This is a genomic window from Patescibacteria group bacterium, assembly GCA_028707495.1.
Taxonomy (GTDB): domain Bacteria; phylum Patescibacteriota; class Patescibacteriia; order UBA2591; family JAQWAS01; genus JAQWAS01.
In genome coordinates, this window is sequence record JAQWAS010000007.1 from 33,977 (window position 1) to 54,004 (window position 20,028).

The 20,028-nt window shown below is 34.0% G+C and carries 19 protein-coding genes and 2 tRNA genes; 13 read left to right on the plus strand and 8 right to left on the minus strand.

The window, feature by feature from the left end; translation table 11 throughout:
* Positions 1 to 12 precede the first annotated feature (12 nt).
* The 3 genes from PHS07_03335 to PHS07_03345 all read left to right on the plus strand — a co-directional run bounded on the left by PHS07_03335 (position 13) and on the right by PHS07_03345 (position 1,184).
* Positions 13 to 87 (plus strand) — tRNA-Gly (locus PHS07_03335).
* Between the two features lie 141 nt (positions 88 to 228).
* Positions 229 to 312 (plus strand) — tRNA-Leu (locus PHS07_03340).
* Between the two features lie 242 nt (positions 313 to 554).
* A complete protein-coding gene (locus tag PHS07_03345) occupies positions 555 to 1,184 on the plus strand; it encodes a hypothetical protein (protein ID MDD4607334.1) in 630 nt (209 codons plus the stop codon).
* Positions 1,185 to 1,678: 494 nt separating this feature from the next.
* Here PHS07_03345 and PHS07_03350 read toward each other — a convergent pair whose 3' ends face one another.
* Positions 1,679 to 2,092, minus strand: coding sequence for a four helix bundle protein (locus PHS07_03350; GenBank protein MDD4607335.1), 414 nt, complete (start codon positions 2,090 to 2,092; stop codon positions 1,679 to 1,681).
* Here PHS07_03350 and PHS07_03355 point away from each other — a divergent pair.
* Positions 2,072 to 3,058: a reverse transcriptase/maturase family protein gene (locus PHS07_03355; GenBank protein MDD4607336.1), complete on the plus strand. Its 987-nt coding sequence runs from the start codon at positions 2,072 to 2,074 to the stop codon at positions 3,056 to 3,058. The two genes, PHS07_03350 and PHS07_03355, sit on opposite strands and share 21 nt — an antisense overlap.
* A 521-nt stretch (positions 3,059 to 3,579) precedes the next feature.
* Positions 3,580 to 4,302: a hypothetical protein gene (locus tag PHS07_03360; protein MDD4607337.1), complete on the plus strand. Its 723-nt coding sequence runs from the start codon at positions 3,580 to 3,582 to the stop codon at positions 4,300 to 4,302.
* Between the two features lie 34 nt (positions 4,303 to 4,336).
* Here the strand turns inward: PHS07_03360 and PHS07_03365 are convergent, their stop codons facing one another.
* Genes PHS07_03365 through PHS07_03385 form a run of 5 tightly spaced genes read right to left on the minus strand, consistent with a single transcriptional unit; the run spans position 4,337 to position 9,382 of the window.
* Positions 4,337 to 4,621: a DUF167 domain-containing protein gene (locus PHS07_03365; GenBank protein MDD4607338.1), complete on the minus strand. Its 285-nt coding sequence runs from the start codon at positions 4,619 to 4,621 to the stop codon at positions 4,337 to 4,339.
* The gene (radA, locus tag PHS07_03370; GenBank protein MDD4607339.1) at positions 4,621 to 5,970 is read right to left on the minus strand and encodes a DNA repair protein RadA; all 1,350 of its coding nucleotides are present in this window, start codon (positions 5,968 to 5,970) and stop codon (positions 4,621 to 4,623) included. The genes PHS07_03365 and radA overlap by 1 nt, the downstream gene beginning before the upstream one ends.
* Positions 5,971 to 5,988: 18 nt before the next feature.
* Positions 5,989 to 7,881 carry a transglycosylase SLT domain-containing protein gene (locus tag PHS07_03375; protein MDD4607340.1) on the minus strand — a complete coding sequence of 631 codons (1,893 nt, stop codon included), beginning with the start codon at positions 7,879 to 7,881 and terminating at the stop codon, positions 5,989 to 5,991.
* Positions 7,882 to 7,885: 4 nt separating this feature from the next.
* Positions 7,886 to 8,779, minus strand: coding sequence for a M48 family metallopeptidase (locus tag PHS07_03380; GenBank protein MDD4607341.1), 894 nt, complete (start codon positions 8,777 to 8,779; stop codon positions 7,886 to 7,888).
* Between the two features lie 45 nt (positions 8,780 to 8,824).
* Positions 8,825 to 9,382, minus strand: coding sequence for a LemA family protein (locus tag PHS07_03385; protein ID MDD4607342.1), 558 nt, complete (start codon positions 9,380 to 9,382; stop codon positions 8,825 to 8,827).
* 195 nt (positions 9,383 to 9,577) lie between these two features.
* Here PHS07_03385 and pilM point away from each other — a divergent pair, with 195 nt between their 5' ends.
* The 8 genes from pilM to PHS07_03425 all read left to right on the plus strand — a co-directional run bounded on the left by pilM (position 9,578) and on the right by PHS07_03425 (position 17,423).
* On the plus strand, positions 9,578 to 10,705 hold the full coding sequence (gene pilM, locus PHS07_03390) for a pilus assembly protein PilM (GenBank protein MDD4607343.1): 1,128 nt from the start codon (positions 9,578 to 9,580) through the stop codon (positions 10,703 to 10,705).
* A 48-nt stretch (positions 10,706 to 10,753) separates the two neighbouring features.
* Positions 10,754 to 12,100 carry a hypothetical protein gene (locus PHS07_03395; protein MDD4607344.1) on the plus strand — a complete coding sequence of 449 codons (1,347 nt, stop codon included), beginning with the start codon at positions 10,754 to 10,756 and terminating at the stop codon, positions 12,098 to 12,100.
* Position 12,101: 1 nt separating this feature from the next.
* On the plus strand, positions 12,102 to 12,680 hold the full coding sequence (gene pilO, locus PHS07_03400; GenBank protein ID MDD4607345.1) for a type 4a pilus biogenesis protein PilO: 579 nt from the start codon (positions 12,102 to 12,104) through the stop codon (positions 12,678 to 12,680).
* A 3-nt stretch (positions 12,681 to 12,683) separates the two neighbouring features.
* Positions 12,684 to 12,992 carry a hypothetical protein gene (locus tag PHS07_03405; GenBank protein ID MDD4607346.1) on the plus strand — a complete coding sequence of 103 codons (309 nt, stop codon included), beginning with the start codon at positions 12,684 to 12,686 and terminating at the stop codon, positions 12,990 to 12,992.
* A 41-nt stretch (positions 12,993 to 13,033) separates the two neighbouring features.
* On the plus strand, positions 13,034 to 14,797 hold the full coding sequence (locus PHS07_03410) for a GspE/PulE family protein (protein ID MDD4607347.1): 1,764 nt from the start codon (positions 13,034 to 13,036) through the stop codon (positions 14,795 to 14,797).
* Between the two features lie 5 nt (positions 14,798 to 14,802).
* Entirely contained in the window at positions 14,803 to 16,008 is a 1,206-nt protein-coding gene (locus PHS07_03415) for a type II secretion system F family protein (GenBank protein ID MDD4607348.1), read from the plus strand.
* 307 nt (positions 16,009 to 16,315) lie between these two features.
* Entirely contained in the window at positions 16,316 to 16,786 is a 471-nt protein-coding gene (locus PHS07_03420) for a type II secretion system protein (protein ID MDD4607349.1), read from the plus strand.
* A gap of 112 nt (positions 16,787 to 16,898) precedes the next feature.
* Positions 16,899 to 17,423: a type II secretion system protein gene (locus PHS07_03425; protein MDD4607350.1), complete on the plus strand. Its 525-nt coding sequence runs from the start codon at positions 16,899 to 16,901 to the stop codon at positions 17,421 to 17,423.
* 70 nt (positions 17,424 to 17,493) lie between these two features.
* Here PHS07_03425 and metG read toward each other — a convergent pair whose 3' ends face one another.
* Positions 17,494 to 19,137, minus strand: a complete 1,644-nt coding sequence (gene metG / locus PHS07_03430) for a methionine--tRNA ligase (protein ID MDD4607351.1) — start codon at positions 19,135 to 19,137, stop codon at positions 17,494 to 17,496.
* 106 nt (positions 19,138 to 19,243) lie between these two features.
* Positions 19,244 to 19,840 (minus strand): hypothetical protein, encoded by a 597-nt coding sequence (locus PHS07_03435; GenBank protein MDD4607352.1) that lies wholly within the window; start codon positions 19,838 to 19,840, stop codon positions 19,244 to 19,246.
* Positions 19,841 to 20,028 lie beyond the last annotated feature (188 nt).

Genomic DNA, 20,028 nt, shown 5'->3' on the forward strand with positions numbered 1-20,028 from the left:
TATGATTAACTAGCGGGCGTCGTATAGTGGCTATTATACCTCCTTGCCAAGGAGGTGACGGCAGTTCGATTCTGCTCGCCCGCTCCATTTTAATCGCACAAGGTGACGTCCGCCGACTCGGCGGATCACCCGCTCCATAACAATTTATAATCTATAACTAACAACTTATAACTTATAACTTCAGGGAAAAAAGTTATTGGTTGCAAGTTGTTAGTTATAACTTAACATGCCGGGGTGGTGGAATTGGTAGACACGCAAGACTTAAAATCTTGTGACAGCAATGTCGCGCGGGTTCGAGTCCCGCTCCCGGCATTTTTTGTTTCAAAAATGTATAATATAAAAGATTTTATATAAAGGTTTTTATCCATTTGACATATTTAAAATATGTGTTATACTAAAATGTAGTACATTTAAAATAATAATCAAATATTGGTATTGGTTACAGCCATAAAATTCCTAAAAATTAGGCATTTTATGGCTGTAACCATGAAGGCTATAGTTCTGGTCCGGATTAGGGCAAAATAAAAAGCGCAAATAAGCGCAAGGAGGAAATCATGGATGAAAGATTTGCATCTTCCAATCTGACACTGGGTCAAATGAATGCCATTGTCAAACTACTTGGCGGTTACGAAAGGGCGCTCAGCTTTCTGCGAGGTGAACTCTTGGTTGTGGAACCTGAAAGAAAATGGCACGAGCGAGACGGTATCATCTATTTTTCTGTTGCCAGCGATGGCACAACAGGAGAAGGATGGATAAAGCGTCTCGAAGACCAAGGCTTCAATGTTAGCGATTACGCCCAAAGCGTACTTCGTTCACCGGATTTCAAACCGACGAAGGGAGTGACAAGAAAAATCGCTATCATCAGGGGTACAACCTGGGATGATAGAGATAGGACCACCAAAAACATCCGTGCCAAGGCATCAGAGCTTGGCTTTACCACCCCAAGTGGTGAAGTCGCCTGCCTTATCAGAGAGCGATTCTCTGACGAGGAGATTAAAGCCATGGGCCTTTGGTGGATTGTCACCATGCACGAGCCCATTTATGTTGACGGCGATCCGTTGCTACTCCGCTCTGACAGTGATGGCGCTGGTTCCCGGTTGGGCACGCTCTATGACAGGCCCGGCGGTGGGTGGAGCCGTGGCAATGGGTTCGCTTTCGAGGTCCCGCAAGTTTCTGGCTCTTAGGGCTTTGGATCTTTGAGTTCTTGAACTTGGAATTTTAGCCCTTGGGTTCTTTGCCCTTTGGATTTTTAACAATTTAACATCTCGGAATGTTTTAACATCCCGAGATTTTTTTTAAAAAATATGGTAAGATAAATATAGTGAAAGCGAATATGTCATTGATTAAGATTAATGACCGCTTTCATTAGTATTTAAATTTCGAGAATATCCCCAATCAAGGTTGCGGATAGAGAGAAGTTAAAATACTCTAGAAATAAGAAACTTGGTACAAAATATTATGGCATATATGATGCCGAATAAGATTCAGTCCATTCAAGTATTTGAAGGACAGTGACAATGATGGTATTTTGTATAATTCTGACGGCGATCCGTTGCTACTCAACTCTGACAGTGATGGCGCTGGTTCCCGGTTGAACACGAACTATGACAGGCCCGGCAGTAGGTGGAGCCGTGGCAATGGGTTCGCTTTCGAGGTCTCGCAAGTTTTTAAAACTCTTCTATTTTTTTATAGAAGAGTTTTGTTGTTTTATAATTTGTCCACTCCAGCCACCTAGCATTCTGCCGATTTCATCAATTTTTTCCGAAATTGCTAAATATTTTTTGTTGTCCAACGATTTTGTCTCCCAGAGAATAAGAAAGAGTAGTTTGAGAGTATCTGTTTTTCTGATGGCTAATTTAATATAAGGCAATTTTTCTTCCTTGGCTACATATAACGCGCCAGCAATTATTTCTATAGTTTCTATCAAAAAATTATCAACTTTTATACCAAGACTAAATCTATGTTCTTTCGGAATAGTTTTATAATAGCTATACCAAATAAGATATAAATCTTTAAATTTTTGTAACAATGGTGCTAGTCGAAAAATTAGAGGAGAGGTAGAATTAGAAGTATGAAGATTAAAAGTATTCATAAATTTGAAGATATTATAAATGTTGAAAATTTATTTATCGCTTGGAATGAATTTTTGTGTGGTAAGCGAAATCGACTTGATGTTCAGATATTTGGGTGTAATTTAATGGATAATATTTTTAAGTTGCATTATGATTTAGTATATCATAATTATAAGCACGATAGATATAAGGCATTTAAGGTTTTTGATCCAAAAATTAGAAATATTCATAAAGCGAGTGTGCGCGATCGTTTATTACACCATGCAATATGTCGGCAATTATATCCCTTTTTTGATAAGAAATTTATTTTTGATAGTTATTCCTGCCGAGTAGGGAAAGGAACGCATAAAGCCGTGTCAAGATTTAGATATTTTTTTCTTAAAGCGAGTAAAAATAATACAAGAACATGTTGGGTACTTAAAGGAGATATTAAAAAATTTTTTGCTAGCATTGATCACGAAATACTAATCAATATGTTAAGAGAATATATTTTTGATAATAATATTATTTGGTTGTTAGATAATATTGTTAGTAGTTTTCAGATAGAAGAAGGTAAGGGGTTGCCATTAGGTAATCTTACTTCTCAGCTTTTTTCAAATATTTATCTCAATAAGTTTGATCAATTTATGAAACATGAAATTAAAGCAAAATTTTATATTCGTTATGTTGATGACTTTATAATTTTATCAGATAATAAAAAATGGCTTGAAACCCAAATTAACTTGATTAAAAATTTTTTATTAACAGAACTTAAATTGAATATCCATTCTCAAAAAACATTTATTAAAACAGTGGCTTCGGGTGTGGATTTTTTAGGATGGATAAACTTTTCAGATCATAGAATTTTAAGAAGATCTACAAAACAAAGAATGCTTCAAAAAATGAAATGTGGTATTTCAAGAGAATCTATAAGTTCTTATTTGGGTTTAATCAAACATGGAAATAGTAACAAAATCAAGGCAAAGTTTTTAACTTTTTATCAGTAGTTTATATTTTGAGTTAAGTTTGGTGTGCCGTCCGCTGATTCGGCGGATTATCCGCTCCCGGCATTTTTTTATTTCAAAAATTTTATCCACAGATAAACGGTTTACAAAAATAATATTTCTGTTAAGATAATTAAACGAAATTTAACGGCTCGTTTCTCCTAATAATTTGTTTTGGGTTACAAAATTGTCCATTACAAATGTTTTTAATGAATCGTCTAAATCAGGCTAAACTGGTAATAGTCCCTGTCTTAACCCTAGGAATTAGGGATTCTGGTTTAGTCAATTGTAGGACAACTTTTCCAAAAGGAAAGTGAACTGTGAAAAGCAGGTGCGTAGAAACTGAAAGAGGAACGAGCCATAAAATAATTTGTTTAATTTTTAAGGAGGGAGGAAAAATTTTTCCTACAACAAAGTTCATTTAAAATGGGCGACCAATGGGTCGCCCTTGTTATATCTTGACAAATTTTTTAAAATATGCTAGGATAAATAAAAAATGTTCTTTTAAAACAAGGAGGGGAATAATGAAAAATTTAATCCTAGCAACGTTGTTGACGACAATTTTCTTTTCTAGCTTGATTTATGCCCAAGGCATAGAAATAAAATTAGAAAAAGATAATAGCATGATAAAGCGCGAGGAGGTTGATTCAATTCTGGTTGAAATTAAAGAAATATCAATCAGCGCCTGGCAAAACAAGATAAAGCCTATTTTTACACAATTCGAGTATGAGTATGTGGTGACGGGATTCTATCCGATGATAGTGACTAACACGGGTGAATTTAATTTTTTATTAAATGCCTTTGCTATAAGAGTCTTGATCCCCGAAACCCCATTGTATGTGGCGATACCAATAGATATCGCCATGATCAATTCCTATGATTTACATCACGGCGATAAAGGATTATTATTGGGTATAGAGTTGGGAGCTCAGTTGTCGCTTGAGGATTGGGATAAAACTACTTTAATTCTTTTTACTAAAAAAAGTGGTTCGTTCCTTATCGGCGATGATAAAGAAAAAAGGGAAAAATTTTATCGTCGCGAATCCTGTAATTTCTACGGAGTTGGTGTCCGCAGAAGAGTGGGCGTGTTTGAAGGGTTTGATTTGGAGACACCTCTTGATCTAGAGTTTAAATTTTTTTTAGCTTCAACAATTGATACCAAAAAAAATTCTCTGGGTTTCAGAGATATTGATTTGGCTGGCTTCGGTGTCAGTATGATTTGGCAAATTTCTCCCTTCACTCTTTAAATGGAAATAAAGAATAGCCGCTTTCGGGCGGCTTTTACTTTTTTAAATTTTCTAAAATATTTTGATCGACTTGCTGTAAAATTATTTTTTTAAATTGGCTAGTTTGACCTTGGAGAATTTTGATCTGTGATTTTTTTAACTTTAATTTATCAGCTAAAAATTGAATTAGCATTTGATTAGCTTTACCGTCAATTGGCGGTGCCTGGATTTTAATTTTTAATAAATTTTCTTCAGAATTAAAAATATTTTTTTGCCAACCTAAAATTTCGTTATGTTTGGCGTTGGGAGTTATTTTTAAATTTAATTCAATATCAGACATTAGATTATTTTTTCTATGGCTTGAGAAAGGGTTTTAATCTGAATTATTTCGTTTGAAGATTTTTCAATTTTTTGTTCAGCTGATAAAATAAATTTTTTAAAACCTAATTTTTTAGCTTCTTGTAAACGACGGTCGACATAGCTAATGGTGCGAATTTCTCCACCCAAGCCAACTTCACCCAAAGCGATTGAATCAGCTGGTAGGGATTTATTTTTAAAGGCTGAAACAATAGCTAAACATACAGCCAGATCAACGCCAGTTTCTTGAATTTTAATACCACCAGCAATATTTAAATAAACATCTTGATTGGCCAAACTTAATTGGCAACGTTTTTGTAAAACAGCAATTAATAATTGTAAACGATTGTAATCAAAGCCCGTGGCTTTACGTTGTGGGTAACCAAAATTAGTGCGTGAACATAGGGCTTGGATTTCAATTAAAAACGGTCGACTACCCTCCATAATGACTGAAATAACTGAGCCAGGCAATTTTTCTTGGTTAGATTGAATAAAAATTTGAGATGGATTTTTAACTTCGACTAGGCCTTGGTTTTGCATATCAAAAATTCCAACCTCATTAGTCGTGCCGAAACGATTTTTAACACTACGCAAAATTCTAAAATGGTGTAAAGGATCGCCCTCTAAATATAAAACAGTATCAACTAAATGTTCTAAGGTTTTAGGCCCAGCAACTTCACCTTCTTTAGTCACATGGCCGATAATAAAAATAGGAATATGATTTTTTTTAGCAGTTTCTAAAAGTTTAACAGTGCAAGCCCGCACTTGATTAATACTGCCGGCGCCAGATGGAATATCAGCAAAATAAATAGTTTGGATAGAGTCAATAATAGCTAAACTGGGTTGATTTTTTTCGATTGTGGCACAAATAGTTTCAATATCTGTTTCGCCTAAAAATTGTAAATTTTGGCTAGGTAATTTTAAACGGTCGATGCGAGTTTTAATTTGTTGAGCGGATTCTTCGCCTGAGACATATAAAACTTGATTTTTATTTTGTTGCGCGATTTGACTAGCAATTTGTAAAACCAAAGTACTTTTACCGATACCTGGTTCGCCACCAATTAAAATTAAACTACCCGGCACAAGTCCGCCACCTAATACTCGATCAAGCTCTTCGGTTTGACTTCTAAGGCGACTAAAATTTTTCATTTCAATTTTATCAAAATCAATAGTTTGTCCTGGCTGGATGTTTATTTTTTGAAGAGAGTTTTTAGATTTATTAATAATGTCTTCTTCAAGTGTTCCCCAAGAACCACACTCAAGACAACGCCCTTGCCATTTGGGAGATTGTGCGCCACATTTTGAGCATGTATAGATAGTTTGAGTAGACATAGATTGTTATATTAATTATTATGGGGGATCTAAGCCAAGGTCACATCCACAGCCAGCTGCTTCGCCAACACTAATATGTAGGTGGTCACCCTCATTTAAAAAAGCACTGGCGCCACATTTTTTAGCGGCATCGCGTAGATTGGCGGCTGGATCTTCACCTAAGCGAAAACTGAAATCGGCCGCATATGATTGGCCAACACAGTTACGACCACCGTAGTGACAAGAATTAATAGAATGGGCACAAGCGGACGTATAACCACCAGCAGACCAAACTTGGCAGTTTCCCCGAAGGATAGCATTATCAGAGATAGAAGTAATTCTATATTCTCCGAGGCCTTTTTTATCAAGTTCATTACGCATGCAATTAATTAATTGCGCTAGTTGGGGTGATGCATGGCCACTATTAACTTGATTAATAATACCTTGATCAAAATCCCATTTAGATGTATCTATAGCAACATCACCAACAACCGTAGATAAGCACAGATTATTTTCATTGCCACCTCCTACATTACAACTTAAATCTTGGGTTATAATCATGTTTAAATAACCTTGAGTTTTGCAGACATAGTCGCGAGTTTCTTTATAGCCTTCATTGGGAATTGTGTGATTTGGATCATCCCAACCACATTGCCATCTAAGCATGCCTGGACAATCATTACTAGGATCATCAGCTCCGATTCCTCCGTTATAAGCTGCGGCAACTAAATTAAAATTACCTTTAGTTCGAGAGTCATTAGCTAAAATACTAATGTATTTTGCTCCAGCTTCAATGCCCTTTGTGACATTTTGAAGATCATCGCAGGAATAATTTAATCCCATTGCTGGAGTGCTGGTAGTTGCTGGTAGAACCTGCATTAACCCACAAGCGCCCACAGGAGAAACTCGATCAGACACACCACGACTTTCTGCAAACATAATAGCTTTAAGCCAATCACAATCTACATTATATTTATTAGCTGCCGCTAGAAGCGCTCCATCATAGGCTGTTTTTTTGGCTTCCGGAATTAACAAATTAGGATTGTTTAATATATCTTCAATAGGGGTTACTTGGCCAATTACATTTGGACAATTAGTATTAGTAGATGATTCCCGAAATTTTACACCTACTATTTTTTCTATGCCAGGTAGATGCAAACTTAAAATTTCTGGATTAACGGCATATAAAATTAAATAAGAAGCAAAAGCTAAAATTAATCCCACAATAGCTTCGGTGATTTTTGTTTTAGCATTATCAATTTTAGACGCATTTCCGGCCGCTAAAATCCACATAAAGCCAGCATAGATAATCATAACGACCGCCAAAATTACAATGGCGTATAGGGCATAATTATAAATAGCGGCAATATAATCTGATAAGTTATGAACAATTTTAGTGGTGCCAATGGGAACTTGCAATACAATATCTGGAGTTTCGCATTTTTTAGGATCACTTATTTCTGTTCCTTGGGGACAAGTAATTTCTACCGAAAACCAATCACAAGAGCGTGCGCCAGTTGTATAACAACAGCATAGGTTATTATTAACAGTGTCACGCGTAGTATAATCTTCACTGACCGCAGTTACGTCGGCAGGAGATCCAGTATCTCTATTGAAACAAATTTTTGATCCATCAACTGCAACGTTTTCTCCTAATCCACAACCGTCAGAGTTTATACATTCACAACAACTATAATCGGTTATACAGGCAAAAGCATTACCACAAGTATTATTACCACAATAGACAGGAGTGGTGTCACTAGATGATCCTCCTCCGGCTGGCATAAAACCATTAGCCTCAGTTGTACAAGCAATTTCATTCCAATTCGGATCTGGACAGCCACCCTGTTCAGCATATATGGTTCGAGTAACCGTTAAATAAGAGAAGAATAGAATTATTAGGATTAAAATTTTTATAATTTTTTTTTGCATAAAATTAAGCCATAGTTTTTAAAGCTTGAATTCTTTCTTCAACTGGCGGGTGAGTTGAAAAAAGTTTAGTCATAAATTTTTTAGTTGGCCCAAAAGGATTAATAATATAAAAATGAGCCATACTATTTTTAGCTTTTTGAAGCGGCTGAGGATATTGTGAAATTTTTTCTAAAGCATTAGCTAAACCTTGAGGATAGCGGGTTAAAAGCGCACCAGAGGCGTCGGCTAAAAATTCACGTTTGCGGGAAATGGCTAATTGAATTAATTGAGCGATGATTGGTGACAAAATGACAAAAATTAACCCAATGATCATTAAAATTAAATCAAGTTGTCCCCCATTTTTATTATTACTTTTTCGGCTACTACCCCAAAAACGACTGCGTATAAAAATATCTGACATTAAAACAACAGTCCCCAACAGAACGCTTACTAAGGTCATAATTAAAATGTCATAATTTTTAATATGAGATAGTTCGTGAGCAATTACGCCTTCAAGTTCTTCATTTTCTAATATTTTAATTATACCAGTTGTTAAAGCAATTGAAGCGTGCTGAGGGTCGCGACCGGTAGCAAAGGCATTCGGAGCTGGATCATTAATTAAATAAATTTTAGGCATAGCTAGACCAGCGGTAATACACAGATTTTCAATTAAGCGCCAGACATAGGGATTATCTTCTTTTTGAATTTCTTTAGCGCCAGCTAATTTTAAGGCAATTTTGTCGCCTTTAAAATAACCACTCAGACTCATAATTAAAGAAAGAATAATGGCTATAATAAAAAATAAATTACCCGAATCGGTTAGATAATCAATAAAATAACCCAAGCCAAGTAAAATAGCTATAAATAAAATTATCAAAATAATTGATTTACGTTTATTGCTAGTGATTTGTTGATACATTAAATAAAACTAACAAATTAAAACTAAAAGTTAAATTTAAATTATTTAGAATTTGACTTGAACGTTTTCGCGTTCGGTGGCATCGGCGATTTCAAAAAAATCAAATTTAGAAAATTTTAACATACCAGCAATAAGATTATTTGGAAAGACTTGAATTTTAATATTAAAATCGCGGACATTACCATTGTAAAAACGTCGACTGGCTTGGATTTTATTTTCAGTATCAGTTAATTCATCTTGCAGTTTAGCAAAGTTTTCTGAAGCTTTAAGCTGGGGATAATTTTCAGCTACAGCGAATAAACTTTTTAAAGTATTAGTAAGTTGATTTTCCGCTTCAGCTTGTTGAGTTGGATTTTGAGCTTGCATAGCTTGAGCACGAGCTTGAGTTACTTTTTCAAAAACTTGTTTTTCGTGTTGGGCATAGCCTTTAACCGTTTCAATCAAATTAGGAATCAAATCGTAACGGCGTTTTAATTGAACATCAATATCTGACCAAGCCTCTTCAGTTCGGTTTTTGCCACGGATTAAAGTGTTAAAAACAACAATAATCCACAAAATTAAAATTACAATAATGGCGAGAATGATCCATAAAAATGGTTGCATAAGTTTTAAAGTTAAAAATTAAATTATTTGTGACTTTTAAATATTATATTCTTTTAAATTATTAAAGTCAAAAAATTTAGCTTATTATTTGTATTTTTATTAGAATTTTTTTAAAAAATAAAATGTTGATAAGTTTGGGTTTGTTGATATTTTAAAAATATAGTATAATAAAGAAAAACAAAAAATCATTTTTATATGTCAAAAAAAGAAAGTTATTTAGGGGTAGATATTGGTTCAGCCAGTATTAAGATTGTTGAATTAACTAGGGAAAAGGGTATGCCCCGTCTTTTGAATTATGGATATTTAGAGCAGGAAATTGATATTACTCGTGGGGAAAATTCAGACGAAAAAGTCAGGAAGCTGGCTTTTTTTATTAAAGCTATCTGCGAAAAATCAAAAATGGTTTCTAAAAATGTAGTTGCAGCTATGCCCAGTTTTTCAGTTTTTAGCTCGGTGGTGTCATTGCCCGATATGCCCAAAAAAGACTTAGCCTCGGCTGTGTGGTGGGAAGCTAAAAAAATTATTCCAATGAATATTGAAGATGTTGTTTTGGATTGGAAGGTTCTGGGTGGAACCAGCAAGGAAGCTCGTCAGGCCGATTTAAGTGATGCTGATAAGCCAGAAGACTTAAGCCAGATAAATCCTTTAGAAAAAAAAGATAAACCTGGGGAAAAAGAAATTGATAAAAAAAATTTAAAAATTTTAATTACCACTGCACCTAAAAAATTAGTTCAACGCTACATAGAAGTTTTTCAATTAGCTAAGATGAATTTATTAAGTTTAGAAACAGAATCTTTTGCTTTAAGTCGGGCTTTGGTGGGGCGTGATCCGTCAGTAATTATGATAATTGATCTAGGAACTTCAACTTCAGACATTATTATTGTAGATCAAGGAGTGCCTTCTTTATCGCGTAGCGTTAAAATTGGCGGTATTAATTTTACTCAAGCCATTAGTCAAAGTTTAGGTATTTCAAATGAAATGGCAGAAAGTTTTAAACGCGATTTAGTTTCTGGTAAGCAGGCTTTAAATGAATTACCGGATTCTCTTAAAGAAATTATGGATTCAATGGTGAGTGAAATTAAATATTCTTTAGAACTGTATCAAAGTCAAAGTTTAAAACCAGTTGAAAAAATTGTTTTATCTGGTGGTTCATCTTTTTTACCTAATTTTGGTGGATATATATCACAAGCCGTAGGTACACGAGTTTATTTAGGGAATCCTTGGGCGCGGGTGATTTATCCTGTTGATTTAAAGCCAGTAATTGAAAAGATTGGTCCGCGGTTTGCCGTAGCCGTGGGATTAGCTATGCGTGAAATAGTTTAAATAAAATTAAAATTATTTTATAATATAAATATTGATTAGATATTTAATATGTTTGATGATGCTGAAAAAAAGGGTGATGTAAATTTATTGCCTGATAATTTACGTCAGAAAATTTCCAAAAATAAGACTGACGATTTTAAGTCGGAAGATTTAGAATTGACCGATCCAAGTCAGCAAGAAGTTGTTTCTTTACAGCAAGGCAAAGATGGTAAATTAAGAATTAATGTGCAAAAGGTGTCTTTAAAACCTAAGAAAAAATCTTTTTTTTCAAAATTAGTTAAATTTTTCCAATCTAAAAAGAAACAAGCTGAAATTAAAAAGTCTCAACCTCAAATGCCTAAGGATCAAAATAAAATAGATTTGAATCCTCGCAAATTTAAATCACAAGATTCAGATCAGCTTGATGATGCTCGGCCAAATAAAGAAATTTTATCGGGCGTTCAAAAAATTGACTCAACTAAAAATAAAAATAATTTTATCGGTGGCGAAGGTGAAATTTTTGAAAATAAGTATTCCGGAACTGAAGCAAGAGGAAGTTTAAAAGACGAAATCAAAGGTATTTTCAATTTAGATAAAAAACCAGAGTTAGAGCAAAAAGAAAAATTTAAATCGTCTTTGATTGAAGAAAAACAAGAATCCACAGTGGTGGCTCAACCCACAATTAATACTTTTCAAAATAAAAAAGAAGCCAACCCAACAATTAAATCTCAAATTAAACCAGAATTATCTAAGGTAAATTCCGTACCACTTCCAAATAAATTAAAAAACGAGACTTTGCATGATATTCCTGGAAAATTAACATCACCAGACCAAAAAGATTCGGGCTTATCTGGTGGTGGAGTTGATGTTTCTTTATTGCCGCAACAATTACATCAAAGTTCGACTAGTCCCAAAACCAGTTTTTTATTAGCTGGGGCGATTGTTTTGGTGTTGGGTGGCTTAATCTACGGTTTTTTATTTATAAATTATCATCAGACACAAAATAGTTTAAATCAATTAGAACAAAATATTGATGAAGTTAATCAACAAATTGTTAATTTAAAAAAAGATAATCAAAAAATTGTTGCCTTAAGAAAGAAAATTAATTTAACAGAGTATTTATTGGACAATCATATTTATTGGCAAAACTTCTTTAATTTTTTAGAAGAATATACTTTGGATGAAGTTTTTTTCTTGGGATTTTCTTGTAAAGATCGAGAAGAAATTACTTTAAGTGCACAGGGTAAAGACGAATTATCAGCCGTTAAACAAACAAAATTATTAGAAAAAGCTTCTCAAGTTGAAAGAGTTAATTTGGGTGATATTAGTATTCGCATTTCTAAAGAAGAAGGTAAAAGCGTACAATTTGGTTTGACTTTAAAATTATCACCGAGTTTTTTCAATTATCAAAATTAATATGTTAGAACAGCAATCAAATAAAAAGCAATTTTCTAAAAATGAAATTAAAATCATTATAATTTTTATAGCTTTAATTCTAGGTGGATTAATGTATTGGTTGTTAATTAGTCCGCAATACCGAAAACTAAAAACGGCTCAGATTGACCTAGAACTTAGTCAACAAGATTTTCAACTCAAGAATCAACAATTGGCTGATTTGCAAGAAGTACAAACAAGCTATCAGCAACTTAACATGAATGATTTAAATAAATTAGATGCGATTTTACCCTCCAAACAAGACGTTCCAGAAATTGTTTTACAAATGAAGACAATTGTTGAAAAAAGCGGTTTTATTTTAAGTGCGATTGAAATTAACGAGAGCAAAGTCGACACCAAGTCAAAAGAAGTTGTTCATCCGGAATTAGGTATTTTAAAAGTGGATCTTAAATTAGCTGGAGGCGACTACGTTAGATTTAAAAAATTATTAGATAATTTTGAAACCAGTTTACCCTTGGTAGATATTCAGACTATTAGTTTTCCACAAACTTTGGATAGTTTTAATTTAAATTTACAAACCTACTATTTAATGCAAAATTAATTTATGCCATCAGCAGTTAAAAATAACAATCACAAAAAAATATGGTTATGGTTAGTTTTAGCCCTAGCGGTTTTTGTAGTAATCTTTTATTTATTAATTTTGCCTAAATTAACCAAAGTAGATTTAAATAATAATTCTTTTGATAATCAATCAGCCAACTCTTTATTAGATGAATTTGACAGAATCAGACAGCATCCAATTTTTCAAACACTTAAAATTCAACACCAAGAGGTTGATGTGAACAAGGAGGGCCGTTCTAATCCTTTTATGCCCAAGGCTCCAGTTGTTGAAAATTTAGAAAAAACACCTTAACTTTTTTGAAAAATATAATAATTTAAAATTAGTTTTTATTTATGGCTAAAGATTTAATAGCTATTTTGTTAGAGAAAAAATATTTAACCACCGATCAGGTGGAAGATTTAAAAATTACAGCTGCCAATTTAGGTCAAACCATTGAAGAAGTTCTTCAAGTTAAAAATATTATTTCAGCTGAAAAATTAATTGAGGCCAAGGGAGAGGCATATAATATTCCAGTGGTAATTTTAACTGGCAAAATGATTGATCCTCAAGTTTTAAATATTATTCCGGAAGAAATAGCTCAAAGTTATCAAGCGGTGGCTTTTGGATTAGATAATAATATTTTAAATATAGCTTTAAAGGATCCAACCGATTTAAAAACTCGAGAAGCTTTGGATTATTTAGCACGGAATAAAGAGTTGGAAGTTAAATATTATTTAGCCACTTCAAGTGACATTGATGATGTAATTAAACAATACAAGGGATTGGTTAGCGAAGTTGAAAAAGCTCTTAATCAAGCACAACAAAGTATGAGTCAAAAACCCTCCGGCACTGAAACAGTTGATCAGGGCTTCGAAGAGTTGGTTAAAAGTGAGCCAGTTTCTAAAATGGTAGCTTCAATTTTAGAACATGCCGTTGATGAACGAGCCTCAGATATTCACATCGAACCAATTCTAGAACAGACGAGGGTTAGATTTAGAATCGATGGTGTTTTAAAAACTTCTTTAACTTTACCAGAATATATTCATGCTGCGTTGGTTTCCCGAGTTAAAGTTTTATCTAATTTACGTATTGACGAAACGCGCGTACCACAAGATGGTCGTTTTAGGACTAGCATTAAAAATAAAAAAATTGATTTGCGTGTGTCCACCTTTCCCCTTTTAGGCTCTAACGAAAAAGTTGTTATGCGTGTCTTAGACGTTTCTCAAGGCATTCCAACGCCAGAGGATTTGGGTTTTCGTGGACAGGGGTTAAAATTACTTAAGAAGAATTTTAAAAAAACTCACGGGATGGTTTTGGTGACTGGTCCAACTGGTTCAGGTAAAAGTACGACTTTATATTCGTTATTAAATATTTTAAATCAGGAAGGGGTGAATATTGTGACCTTGGAAGATCCGGTTGAATATTATTTACAAGGAGTTAATCAATCGCAGGTGAATCGAGAAGTTGGTTTAACTTTTTCGGCTGGTTTGAGATCTATTTTACGTCAAGATCCGGATATTATCATGGTGGGAGAAATTCGCGATAATGAAACTGCCGAATTGGCGACACGAGCAGCCTTAACGGGTCATTTGGTCTTATCCACCTTACATACACGAGATGCTTTGGGCGCTTTTCCACGTTTAGTCGATATGCAAATTGACGATTTTTTAATTTCCTCAACAACTAATTTAGTTATAGCTCAACGTTTAGCGCGACGTTTGTGCGATAAATGTCGTCAAAAAATTGTTTTACCCGAGAAACTACAACAAGAGATTAAGGTCGAATTGAATCAGATTGCCGATGAACATTTTGAGAATTTGAATTTAAACAAAAAAGAATTAACTACAGCAAATTACAAAATAGAGGTTTATAAACCAGTTGGTTGTCCTCACTGCAAGCAGACTGGTTATAAGGGGCGGTTGGCTGTTTTTGAAGCAATCGAAATGACAGATGAGTTAGAAAAAATTATTACCTCCGGTTGTAGACATGAAGATTTAAAAAAAGAATTTAAGAGACAAAACGCCTTGTCTTTACGCCAAGATGGAATTTTAAAGTCTCTTGAAGGTTTAACTTCTTTAGAAGAAATTTTTACCATTACATCAGAAGATAATTCATAAAACAAGTGTTATTTAATTATAAAGCCAAAACTCAAAATGGCGACGTGGTAGAGGGAATTATTGGTGCTACCAGTCCTGAAGTTGCCGCTACCACTTTAAGCGACCGCGAATTAATTGTGATTGATATTATTGAATATCAAGAAGAATCATTTTTAGAAAAAATTGATTTGTGGTTTAATAAAGTTAAAACCAAGGATTTGGTCATTTTTTCGCGTCAATTATCAGTTATGGTAAGTTCAGGTTTACCATTAGTCGAAGCCTTAAAAACTTTAATTCAACAAGTTAAAAATCCTAAATTAAATAAGATTGTTACCACCTTAGCTTCAGATGTAGAATCGGGTACACGCTTTTCAAGTTCTTTGGCCAGGTTTCCAAATGTTTTTAATCATTTTTTTGTAAGCATGATTAAAACCGGTGAAACGACTGGCAAGCTAGACCAAATGTTATTATATTTGGCTGATCAAGAAGAAAAAAATTATACTTTGAGACGCAAAATTCAAGGCATGATGATTTATCCGGCGTTTATAATTTGTGCCTTAGTGGTGGTAGCTTTTGTTATGATGACTTTTGTTTTGCCTAAATTGTTATCAATTATTACCGAGGCCGACATGGAATTACCTATTACAACTAGAATGTTAGTGGCTACGAGTAATTTTTTTGTTGGTTATTGGTGGCTAATGATTATTATTGTTTTGGGTTTAATTGTCACTTTCATTTTTTATCGCAAAACACCAGAAGGTAAAATGCGTATCGATAATTTAAAATTAAGAATTCCAATTGTAGGTGATTTATATCAAAAAATTTATTTGGTGCGTTTTTCTCAGGGTTTATCAGTTTTATTAGCTGGCGGAGTCCCCTTAACTTATGCTTTAAAGGTAGTCGGTCAGATTGTTGATAATCAGGTTTATCAAGAATTAATTAATCAAACGCGCGAAAGAGTTGAGAGTGGCCATTCGGTGACTGAATTATTTTTTGACAATAAATTAGTTCCCCAGATGATTCCGCAAATGATGAGTGTCGGCGAAGAGACTGGCAAATTGGGACAAGTTTTAGAAAAGGCCAGTCAATTTTATATTAATGAAGTTGATGATGCGATTTCAAATATTGTGAGTTTAATTGAGCCAATTATTATTGTAGCGTTGGGCATTGCTGTTGCGATTATGGTGTCATCAATCATTATGCCAATGTATAGTATGTCGATGGCTTTTTAAAATAAGTTATTCACACTTTTAAAAACTAGTAAAATTGTTTATAATATAATCAGTTAATAATTAATTAACAATATCTTACATAAAATTTGTCTAAAGCTTGGTTATAAATATTTCGTCTAATAATTAGACGAGCCCGTCTAAAGCGGGCTAGCAATTTGTAACCAAATTAAAGATTTTTGAAATGGATTACAGGTTATAGTTCGCTAAATAAAGTGAGGAGCATTATCGACGAGTCCTCCTGAGGCGGACTAATAATTTGTAACCAAATCAAAGATTTAGACAAATTATTAGAAAGGGGGTGAAAAATATGTTTAAAAATAACAAAGGTTTTACATTAGTTGAATTGTTGGTAGTTATTGCTATTATTGGTATTTTAGCTACCGTAGCCGTGACTTCTTTAAATGGTGCTAGAGAACAAGCTCGGGATGCAAAACGTATTTCAGATGTTAGACAAATGTCAACAGCTTTAGAATTACATTATACTGCTGGTGATACTTATACTGGAGGTTGCGATGCTAGCGAAGGAGATGCAGTATTTGATAAGTCAACAGATTGTACAGGATCTGATGGTTATATAACCTGGGCAAATTTTAAGGATCCATCTTTTGATGCAGAGGATGCATGTGAAAGCTCATCAACAGCTAAATGTTCTTATGGCGTACAGGTTGATTCAGATGGTGGCGCTTTCGCAATTTATTTTTGGTTAGAAAAAGGAACGAATGGTTTAGATCCTGAACTAAATAAACTTGATTCAACCGGTAATTTTACTAGTCTCTAATTTAATATATAGTAATTTGTATTACTTTAATAAAAAGTCTATGCATTAATATAGACTTTTTATTTTTTTTATTTTTATGTTATAATATTGATATAAAAATAATCTTTAAAATATGTTTCAAAAAGATAAAGGTTTTACCCTCACATTAAAGAATTTTGGTTTGAGCCTGCGAAGCAAGCGAGGGTTTACATTGGTTGAATTATTAGTTGTAATTGCAGTTTTAGGAATTTTATTGGTGGTTGGGATTAGCTCACTTCAAGGATCTCGTCGCCAAGCCCGAGACTCGAGAAGATTGGCCGATTTAAGACAATTGGCTAATGCGCTGGAACTATATTTTGTTCAGTATGGGAATTATGAAGAGGCTTGTGGTTTATCGGAGGTAAAATTAGATGATTGCACAAATAATGAATATATTATATGGGAAAAATTTAAAGATCCGTTAACTAATGGAATTGGCGTGGCTTGTAGTAATGGTTTGTCTGTTGGACCGTGCGATTATTTTATTCAGGTTAGCCACGATGATTATATAATTAATTTTTGGATGGAAGGAGATTTGGGTTCAGTTAAGGCTGGTAAAAACGAATTTACCAAAGGAGGAACTAGAACTTTAGGATCAACTGAAGATTGGAGCTTCTAAAATTTTTATTTTTCAATTTTAAAAAGCCCAAGACGGGCTTTTTTTATTTAGTTTGAATTTTATTAATCGGTTATCCCAATTTCTCTTTTTCTTCTTGTACCAATTCTGCATCTATTTTTTCAAATAAAGGTACTGACTTATCAAAATTTTTGCCAGCTTCTAATTCGCTATATTGCCAAGTAACTTGGTCGGATTGGATATTTAGAAGATCATGTAATTTTTCAGACGTTTGTGGAATAAAGGGATAAAACAAAATACTTAGATTATAAATTAATTGAGCGCAAGTGGAAAGGCATTCGGCTTTTTTGTTTTCATCTGATTCTCGCCAAGGAGCTTGTTGATCTATATATTGATTGCCTTGTTGAGCTAAATCCATAATAGTTTTAATGGCTTTCATAATTTCACCTTGTTCTAAAAATTGACCAGCTTGTTCAAAAACTTTTTGACAATTTTTTAATAAATCTTTACTATTGTCAGACATTTTTTTAACTTCAGGTAGATGGTGATCAAAATATTTTCCAATTAAACTTAACGTCCGGTGAACAAAATTACCATAGTTATTAACTAACTCACTATTAAAACGCTGGGTAAAATTTTCCCAAGAAAAATCAGCATCATGGTTTTCTGGACCATTAATAGATAAATAATAGCGTAAAGCATCTGCCGGATATTTGGCTAAATAATCTGGTAACCAGACCGCCCAATTTCTTGAAGTGGAAAATTGTTTGCCTTCCAAACTTAAATATTCGGATGAAATAATTTGATTGGGTAAATTAAATTTTTGGGGCATTAAAATGGCAGGCCAGATAATAGTGTGAAAGGGAATATTATCTTTGCCGTGAATATAACAATGAAAACTATTTTTGTTTTGCCACCATTTTTTCCATAAATCTTCGTCGCCTTGTTGTTTGGCCCAAATTTGACTCATAGAGAAATAGCCACTCACCGCTTCAAACCAAACATAAATACGTTTATTTTCATAACCTTGGATGGGCACTTCAACTCCCCAATCAATATCGCGAGTAATAGCTCGATCTTTAAGTCCTTGAGCTAAAAATTGTTGGGTAAAATTTAGAGCATTTGTGCGCCAATAAGTAGTATGCTCCAGCCATTTTTTTAGATCTTTCTCTATGGCTGATAATTTTAAATATAAATGTTTGGTTGGCTTTAATTCTGGGGCAGTGCCACACAATTTACATTGAGGATTGATTAAATCTTGTGGATCGAGTAAGGCTCCACAATCATCACATTGATCACCACGGGCGTTGGAAGAATTACATTTAGGACATTGACCCTCAATATAACGATCCGGTAAAAATTTTTGACATTTAGGACAATAAAATTGTTGTTCTTCTTTTTCGTAAATTAAATTTTCTTCATACAAGTTTAAAAATAATTTTTGAACTATTTTTTTATGCTCCTCGGAAGTAGTTTGTCCATACAAATCAAAAGAAAAACTTAATTTAGCAAAAGAATCTTTGAATTCTTGATGATAAAAATCGGCAATTTCTTGTGGTGTTTTATTTTGTTCTTGGGCTTTATAACAAATCGGCGTACCGTGACAATCAGAACCAGTCACAAACAAAACCTTATCGCCCTTAAGACGATAGTAGCGAGCCAAAATGTCGGACGGTAGCAAACCGGCAACATGGCCCAAATGGAGAGAACCATTGGCATACGGCCAGGCCATAGCAATTAAAACGTGTTTGGACATATAAAATATTTTATAAATTATTATTATTCTAGCAGGTTTTAGAATTAAAGTAAATAAAAAAGCTACGGCAGTGTCATTTTCTGTCGTAGCTGTTGTTACCCTCAAGTTAGGGTTTTTTACCGAGAGCGCCGCATATTACTTGGAGTAAAGCGGGGCTCGGTCCGGGAATGGGAGTGGAAATCGGTGTAACTATCGTTGGCGGAAGGGGTGTCGATGTTACGGTGGGTGATGGAGTCTTTGGAAGAGCTGATTTGATGGTTTTCGGCGAAGGTTTTTCAGTTTTTTCAGGTATACAAACCGAAAGCATGAATCCGATCATAGCCCCCATAGCTCCACCAATCAGAATAAAGGCAACAGGATTGTGAATAAAATCTTCAACCTTTGAAGCCCCTAGTATTGGTGAGAACACCAACAGAGCTATAACAACCCCCACTGGAAAACCAATCAAAGTTGACTGCACGATTCTGTCATATTTTCGTTTTTTGGCAGAACTTAATGTATCGGAGATCCAACAAACGCAGTAGAATACTACTCCGACAACAACAGAGATTGGAATTGCCACAATTTTAATACTTGATCCCTCAGGAAGAAGAGCCCAGCCGATTGCCGCACCAGCACAGTAGCTCAGGGCTAAACAGACTGCCAAGACTGTGATGGATATAATCATTATGACAACAAGAGCGAGAATTTCACTTATTTTCATTATAATCTCCCTTTTAAATATTAAAGAACTATTATTTATATCTTATCATAAATATAAATTATTGTCAAGGGGATAAGGTAATGTGTACACACATATTGCACTTTTTGCTAAACTAGGGGCATGTCTAAAACTATGCCCAAATCAACAATCGAAGAAAAACTTCGTTGGATTAAACCAATCCTTGATGG